1 protein-coding gene is annotated in these 252 nt (G+C 76.6%); it reads left to right on the forward strand.

Going from position 1 to position 252, the window contains the following annotated elements; genetic code table 11:
* Window positions 1–21 precede the first annotated feature (21 nt).
* Window positions 22–252: hypothetical protein (locus FMEAI12_RS36825; protein WP_160144370.1), on the forward strand; the 231-nt coding region annotated here is incomplete at its 3' end.

The following is a 252-nucleotide window of genomic DNA, read 5'->3' on the forward strand; positions in this document are numbered from 1 at the left end:
CCGCCGTCGATGATCGCCACGATGACGCCCCTGCCGCGGCTCACCCGGTGGGCCTCGGCGAGCCGGAGGCTCTCGTGGTACCACTGCTCGTTGGTGGACGAGAACCCGCTGGACGGCAGCCCGCCCGCCGGGCAGCAGCACCGCCGTCAGCACCGCCGTCAGCACCCCGCCGGCGACTCCGGCGGCCGGGCGCCGCCCGGCCCGGGCCCCGCTGGCGCCGCCTCGGTGACCCATCACTACGTGACCTGCCTT

Origin of the sequence: Parafrankia sp. Ea1.12, assembly GCF_900465275.1 — a bacterium.
GTDB classification, from domain to species: Bacteria; Actinomycetota; Actinomycetes; order Frankiales; family Frankiaceae; genus Parafrankia; species Parafrankia soli.